A 6,844-nucleotide genomic window follows, 5' to 3' on the forward strand; every position below is an offset into this window, starting at 1 on the left:
GCCACCTTATGTGCTCGCAGGCTGCTTGTGCCAGGAGGTGCGCAGCCTGTTTCGTTTGCAGCATCCGCTTGCCTGGCGTGTAGTTGAGGGCCGAAGAATATTCGTTGAGCCGGTGCATGCTAGCGAAAAGGACGCGGCCAACGCTGAACCGGAGCGACGACTGAAGCAACGATTCGCAAACTGGGCCAGAAACCAGATCTTCGACCGTCTTTGGCGTGCATAGCCGCGATGATTTCGATGGCGCACTGCGAGCCATTTGAGTCAAAACAAGTAAGTGAGGGGTGGCCGTGCGTACGGCGGGCGATGTGGTGAAATACAGCAAGGGGCCGTCATTCCTGACGTGCGATGACCCGAACGCCGTTCTTCCAGCCGGATGCGAATTCTTTCACGTCGCCTTGCGCGCGACGATAGCGCAGCGATCACGTCTGTTCCGACAAAGAGCTTGGGAAAGTCTCGAACTTCATTTCCATTCCCGGCCTTATTGGAGGCACGCTCATTGCGTTGCCGGAATGTTGGCATGCCGTACGCGACGTGTCCAGAAGCGCAGAAGAATAATATGTATCCAGGGTCCCAAAGAGCGATCGCGCACTCCGGCGACGAGACATCTGAAAGACTGATTCTTCCGGTTAGGAACTGGACGAGTCGCGCAACTGCCAATCGGCACGCACAAGCGCTGCCAACATAGTTCTGTGATGGCATCGCGAAGGGCCTCGATCGCTTAAGCCAACCGCCTGCAACATTTCCTTTTCAGTATCCGAAATTTTGAGGAAATTCGGTGCAATGTCCTGAGTTGCTGACCCGCTGAGCGGCGCAAAGAATGGAAAACTCAACCAAGAGAACCAATTTGGGTTGGTGTTTGACATCGATATCCTCTCCACCCATCGAGGTGGCATTCTTAAGCCATATTCCAGCAATTGACGTGCCAACGGGCCCCGGTTTGACGACCACGCAAAACGAAAATACCCTTCTCATGGGTCACCAAGATCGGGGAGCTGACGCTGGAGAACGATTTTTTAGACGGCGCGCTCAGCAAAACCGGCCTGCTGAGCGCAAAGCGACGATCGACCGTGAGCACGACCTGCCGATCACGAAACAGGCGGAAGCTTTGAAAATCAGCCGTGGCAGTGTCTATTATCTACCACGTCCGGTGTCGCCCGCATCTCGCGATCATGCGACGGCTTGACCGGCTGCACCTGAAGCTTTCTTTCGCTGGTTCGCGAATGTTGCGAGACCTGCTGGCTGCTGAGGGAAGCAAGATCGGCCGCCGGCAGGTCAAAACGCTGATGCGGATAGAGGCGCTCTACCGCCGTCCGCGCACCACCAAACCCGAACCCGGGTACAAGGTCTATCCGTATCTGCTGCGCGGGATCGAGATCACACGCTCGAACCAGGTCTGGGCGATGGACATCAATACATCCCGATGGCTCGCTGCTTCGTCTACCTTACGGTGGTGCTTTGACTGGTTCAGCCGTCGGGTGCTGTCGTGGCGCGCCTCGATCACGATGGAAGCCGCATTTCTGCGTCGAGACGCTGGAGGGCGCTCTCGCTTGCCACGGCAAGCCGGAAATCTTCAACACGGACCAAGGCTCGCAGTTCACCGGCGCCGCGTTCACCGGCGTGCTCGCCAGTCATGGCATCGCCATCAGCATAGACGGTCGGGGTGCCTGGCGCGACAACGTGTTCGTCGAGCGGCTGTGGCGCAGTGTCAAATGTGGGGAGCTCTATCGGCGCACCTACGACACCGTGTCCGACGCCCGTCCCTCGATCGGCCGATACCTCGACTTTTACAATGGCCGGCGTCCCACTCGACCCTTGACCGCGGCACTCCGGATCAAGCTTACTTCAACCAGCTGCCGTTCCGCGCGGCAGCCTAGATCGGCGCGGAATTGCTGTTCAGACAACCGGAGCCAGCTCTGGTGTCGAGTGCCTGCGGGTCGTGTTGTACAACAAGGTTTAAGAACGCCCACAGGACCGTTTTTCGCGAGGTACTATATCGGCATCATCCTTGGTTTGGTCGCCGAGTTTGCGTTCATGGGGCCGTCGACAAGGCTGATGATGTCGTTTTTCGCTGCGCCCTGGACGGGTCGCAAGCAGATCGTTGGCTGGAAGTGCCAGCATGGATGTTCGACCGGACGGCATGCCCTGCCCCGAGCTTTTGACAGCTCAGCCGTTTGTTAGCATCGATGCACTTGCGGCGCTTTCTGCGCTTCTCGATCTGGCATTGAAGGATCGAACGCCATAGCGTGAAGATCCGCCGCAAGGCGTGGAACGAATGGTTGGCGCTAAAGCCCAATACCCACGATGGGTACGTGAGCTGGGAGAGGTTCGAGGCGATCCGCACCATAGTCAGCAGCAACGTTCCCACCGGTCGGCATCACGGCGCGCCCAAGCACGGTGACGCGCTACTGGCCGGTCTGATCCGGTGCAAGCGCTGCGGTCGCAAGCTCACACTCCGGTACTCCGGCATGAAGCACCATATCCCGCGTTACAGCTGTAGCCGCGCTTGGATGGACAATGGGGGCCCTCACTGCATTGGCTTCGGCGGACTGCGCGTCGATGATGCAATCGAGGAAGCACTGCTTGGCGTCGTCGGTCCGGGCGCTCTCGTCGCTGCAACTACTGCCGGCAACGAGGCCAGCGAACGGCGGGATCAGGTGCGCGATGCTCTCAGTCGCGACCTCGAAGCGGCGCGCTATGCCGCCGACCGGGCCTTCCGGCAATACGATGCCGCTGATCCCGCGAACCGGCTGGTGGCGGGCGAGCTTGAAGCGCGCTGGAACAGGGCGCTTGCTCACGCGGTGGAGGTCGAGGGCAAGATCGCCATGCATGAGGCGGCGACGCCCACCCCCGTTGCTGATCCAGCGTCGCTCGGCGTTCTGGCCTCGAACCTCAAAACGGTCTGGGATACGCCGACGACGGATGCGCGCCTCAAGAAGCGGATTGTGCGCACTCTCATCCATGAGGTCGTGGCCGATATCGACGATGCGGCCTCCGAGATCATCCTCATCATCCACTGGGTCGGCGGCGTTCACAGCGAGATACGCCTGCCCAAGCGCCGGCGCGGGCAGCGTTACAGCACCTCCGCCAACATCATCGAAGCTGTGCGCCGACTGGTGCTGATCGCCAGCGACGATCTGATCGCCGGCCTCCTCAATCGCAACGGCCTCAAGACCGGTAACGGCAATCGCTGGACGCGCGAGCGCGTCACCTCGATGCGCTCGAACTACCGCATCCCGGTGTTCAAGCCCGCCGAGGACGGGATCGAGCCCTGGCTCAACCTCAGCAACGCGGCAAAGCTCCCAAAGATTGCGCCCAAGACGCTCCGGCTCGCCGCCGAAGCAGTCGAGATCGAAGCCATCCATCCGCTATCGGACGGCCCGTGGATCTTTGCTCGCGCCTCGCTGACAACAGCTGCCGCTCAATCTATCGCTGAACGAGCGCGGCAGAATCCAAGATACCCCACGGGATCACATCCCGACCAGCAAAGTCTCTTCTCTTCAACAACATAGACAGATGGGTGTTCTGATGCGCGATTGTAGAATCTTTCGAGTAGTCGAACACTTCTGGTCTTGCCTCATCTTGTCCTGCAGATCTTGTTGGCTGTCCGTTCAGTCTTGAGCGAGGAGAAGAAGCTCTGCATCGCCGCGTTGTCTCAGACATTGCCGGAACAACTCATGCTCAGACAATGCCGTGATCGGCCATCGGGCGCTGGAGCTGCTCGCCGGTGTACAGGGCGGATCCAAGCGGTCGTCGCAACACCGATTGTGTTCACTCACGACAGCAACTCGTCAAGTGCCTCTGCCGGCGTTTTCCACCCCAGAGTTTTTCTCGGTCGGGTATTGAGGGCCGCGGCCACGGCGGCGATCTCGTCGGCGCTGTGGACGCTCAGATCGGTGCCTTTCGGGAAGCACTGACGCAGCAGCCCATTTGTGTTCTCATTGGTCCCACGCTGCCACGGGCTTTGCGGATCACAGAAGTAGACTTGGACACCCGTCGACCTTGAGACGATCGTGCTGAACCATTTTCGGCTCCCTGATTCCAGGTCAGCGAACGACGCAGCTCTTCGGGCAAACTGATGACGGCGCACGTAATCGCGGCGTGCACCGCTTCAGCTCGGTGCTTAACCTTGGCGCCAAGCTCCTCGTAGCTGCGGGATCTGGCGCTGGGAGAGCGCTTCAGCCAGGCAAGGAAGCCCGACCGCGATACCCCGAGCGCATCGCATAGTCATGCCACCGGCCAGATCGTCCGGTGCTTCGCGATAAGCCGCACGTCATGTCGCTTCCTTCGCGAAATAGGCTGCGGCCCCTTTAGGATATCCCGCTCGGCCTTCAGTTTGGCGACCTCACGGCGCAGCCGTTCGATCTCCTGCTGCTCTGGCTTCATTTGGCCGTGGCCGGGAAAGGCCTGCGCCGGATCGGAGCCGAACTCCCACCCACTTGCGCAGCACGGTCTCATGAACGTCGAGGTCGCGGCCGGCTTGCGCGACCGACACCCCGCGTTCCTGACCAACTTGACCGCTTCGATCTTGAACTGGCGACTGAACTTCCGTCTGGTCATCGCCCACCTCCGGGGCTCAATGAAACACCTAGTCTTGGTGTCCATCATACCGGCAGCAGCTCACCCAGACGATGTGCGAGGCTAGACCATCGATCTGGCACTGGAGCTTCCGGAGCTGTCGCCGCGCGAGCTGACCGTGCGCTTCACCGACGAACGAAGATACTTTGCCTCCAAGGCGTCGGTCTATCGGCTGCTGAAGGCGCATGACCTTATCACCAGCCCGGCCTATGTGGTGATCAAGGCCGAGAACGAGTTCAGGGATAAGACCACGGCCGTCAATCAGCTCTGGCAGACCGACCTCACCTAGCTCAAAATACCAGCTGAGGTTGGTACTATCTACCTTGCTCGACGACTTCTCGCGTTACATCGTGGCCTGGTGGCTTGGTCGGACGATGTGCGCCTCCGACGTCATGGGCTCGCTCGATCAGGCACTCGCAGCGTCCGGCCTCGACCACATCACCGTCACACAGTGATCTCGGCTTCTGGCGACAATGGTTTGAGTTACGTGGCAGACGATCTGACCATGGTGACTCGAACAGAAAAGCATGTGGCATGTCCGTGGCGCTCCGTATCATTCCAGACCCAGGAAGATGCCTCGTTCACAATGCTCACCGGCGCGAACTCAGCGGCGAATAATCCATGCGCAGGTCCACCATCCTCACTGCCGCTTGACCGGACCCCAAACACGGTGACATCTTGTCGCGACGACCAGGTGCTCCACCTGCGCGCGGTCAATCGGAACGCTGCGCGGCATCAGATCGGAATACATGCGCGCGATCGTCGGAATCCGCAGGCAGTCGCACGTACGTGCCACGCTCGTGCAGATCGAAAGTGTCGAGGCCGCTTATCTGGGTACGCCGCGCCTGCACAACGCCCTATGTTGCGGCGCGAAAGCGGCGATGAGCTGGACACCTTCATAGGGTGGCCGCCGGTTGATTGTGAAGCTGTCAGCCTGGATGTCTACCGGCGTACAGTCGCAACGTGCTGAGCAGACGCAGCGCAGACGACTCGGCGCCGAAAGCGCTCGGGGATGTTAACGACGCAGTCCCTACCGCCCGCGCTCAACATTTTTACTTACCGTGCGGGAGGCAACCTTCATAATGGGCATGACGAAGGCGCGACGCGATAGCAACCAATGGAAGATTTTCGACACTTTAAATAACTCCCATGCCGGGGGGCTTATCGCTCCAATCAGTGAGAGCCTTGAGCGTCAGGCGAGTCGATGCCAGTTCATTCCAGGATCTCGCCACCTCATGCCATCTTTCTTGTCGTGTGGGCAAAAGCTCGAGCATCCTTTGCGCCTTGCGTGCAGCCGAGAACTTCCCGACGCGCTTAGCCTCTTCCAGGGTTTTGCGCAGCTCCGCTTCGGTTTGTTTCCATCCGAAACCAGTAATTCTACTCTCGACGAAGTAATCCATGGAGATACGGAAGGTCAGAGCGCGGGTTGCAGCGGCGTGCGATTCCAATTCGGGTTCGTTCAACCATTGACGAAGAGCTTCGAGCTGCTCCGGCATGCTAAGCGAGGAGACGTCGCCATCCTCGAAGATCAAGAATGAGGCGAATGATGCGACATCGAGTTGCAGGTCCAGATCTTGCGCTTCCAGCCAACTGACGATTACTTCTATTGGCGACATCACTTTGGCTCTCCTTCCTTACGGGCGTGATTGCCCTTGATGCCCCTGACTAGGTAATGCCGTCGTGAGAGCGATTCGGCAGAAGAGCGTTACACTGGTCAACTACAAGGATTTGTAGGCCCTACTCTAACTACAGGAAGTGTGACGGCCCCGGATTTCAAATAAGTCCGCTCTCCAACAGCGGTTAGCCCTCGAAGAATGCTTAATGACTTGCCTGCCCGCAAAACCAAGTGGATCGAAGTCGGGAAGTCTTGGCGAGAACTGGCCGACGCCTGCGTGATGTCTAGCGCTCTCAGGGATTGGACCTCCTCGCAGAGGGAACAGCCCCGGACTGCGGCTGAGCGGGGAGGGGTGGATGAAAAGTCGATAAGCAACTTGGATATCCGGAACGCCGTCTAAGATGCAGATGACTCCGCAACGTCTTTGATGACGTACTGCTAACCTACGTTCAGTCGGCAAAAGCATTACTCTGCGCTAGAGGTCTCGGCGCCGGCTAAGTTCATATGAGACGGGCCGCCGATCCGAAAACGCTCGCGAATGCAGAAGAGCTGCGGCACCCTGACTGAAACGAACGACGCCGGGGCGTCCACCCATCCGCAATTGGGTTCAAGGAACCCATTCTGCGATTGCGGATGGGTGGACTGCCCCGGCCC

At 59.2% G+C, this 6,844-nt stretch carries 4 protein-coding genes and 6 pseudogenes; 4 read left to right on the forward strand and 6 right to left on the reverse strand.

Annotation, left to right across the window (positions count from 1 at the left end; all coding sequences use genetic code 11):
- Positions 1-223, forward strand: a pseudogene (locus CQ12_RS45635) (nucleoside deaminase); the annotation flags it as partial.
- 403 nt (positions 224-626) lie between these two features.
- Here the strand turns inward: CQ12_RS45635 and CQ12_RS43520 are convergent.
- Positions 627-863, reverse strand: coding sequence for a hypothetical protein (locus tag CQ12_RS43520; protein WP_157088066.1), 237 nt, complete (start codon positions 861-863; stop codon positions 627-629).
- A gap of 117 nt (positions 864-980) precedes the next feature.
- Here CQ12_RS43520 and CQ12_RS41970 point away from each other — a divergent pair.
- Both CQ12_RS41970 and CQ12_RS08210 read left to right on the forward strand, forming a co-directional pair.
- Positions 981-1,874, forward strand: a pseudogene (locus tag CQ12_RS41970) (IS3 family transposase); the annotation flags it as partial.
- A gap of 369 nt (positions 1,875-2,243) precedes the next feature.
- Positions 2,244-3,509, forward strand: coding sequence for a recombinase zinc ribbon domain-containing protein (locus CQ12_RS08210; RefSeq protein WP_245309797.1), 1,266 nt, complete (start codon positions 2,244-2,246; stop codon positions 3,507-3,509).
- Here the strand turns inward: CQ12_RS08210 and CQ12_RS47610 are convergent.
- From CQ12_RS47610 to CQ12_RS43530, 3 pseudogenes are all read right to left on the reverse strand, one after another.
- Positions 3,419-3,729, reverse strand: a pseudogene (locus CQ12_RS47610) (IS3 family transposase); the annotation flags it as partial. The gene CQ12_RS08210 and the pseudogene CQ12_RS47610 overlap by 91 nt on opposite strands.
- A 43-nt stretch (positions 3,730-3,772) precedes the next feature.
- A pseudogene (locus tag CQ12_RS41975) lies at positions 3,773-4,095 on the reverse strand (IS30 family transposase); the annotation flags it as partial.
- Between the two features lie 53 nt (positions 4,096-4,148).
- Positions 4,149-4,557, reverse strand: a pseudogene (locus CQ12_RS43530) (transposase); the annotation flags it as partial.
- A gap of 88 nt (positions 4,558-4,645) precedes the next feature.
- On the opposite strand from CQ12_RS43530, the pseudogene CQ12_RS46180 reads away from it, so the two are divergent.
- Positions 4,646-5,132: pseudogene (locus CQ12_RS46180) on the forward strand (DDE-type integrase/transposase/recombinase); the annotation flags it as partial.
- Positions 5,133-5,711: 579 nt separating this feature from the next.
- On the opposite strand, the gene CQ12_RS08225 reads toward CQ12_RS46180, so the two are convergent.
- Together CQ12_RS08225 and CQ12_RS45640 are read right to left on the reverse strand one after the other, a co-directional pair.
- Entirely contained in the window at positions 5,712-6,191 is a 480-nt protein-coding gene (locus tag CQ12_RS08225) for a hypothetical protein (protein ID WP_057834817.1), read from the reverse strand.
- Between the two features lie 464 nt (positions 6,192-6,655).
- Positions 6,656-6,844: hypothetical protein (locus tag CQ12_RS45640; RefSeq protein ID WP_210180586.1), on the reverse strand; the 189-nt coding region annotated here is incomplete at its 5' end.

Origin of the sequence: Bradyrhizobium jicamae, from assembly GCF_001440395.1 — a bacterium.
GTDB classification, from domain to species: Bacteria; Pseudomonadota; Alphaproteobacteria; order Rhizobiales; family Xanthobacteraceae; genus Bradyrhizobium; species Bradyrhizobium jicamae.

Bases quoted from the DNA above. Each gene is read 5' to 3' on its own strand.
- CQ12_RS43520 (WP_157088066.1), bottom strand. From the start codon at position 863: ATGTCAAACACCAACCCAAATTGGTTCTCTTGGTTGAGTTTTCCATTC.
- CQ12_RS08225 (WP_057834817.1), bottom strand. From the start codon at position 6,191: ATGTCGCCAATAGAAGTAATCGTCAGTTGGCTGGAAGCGCAAGATCTG.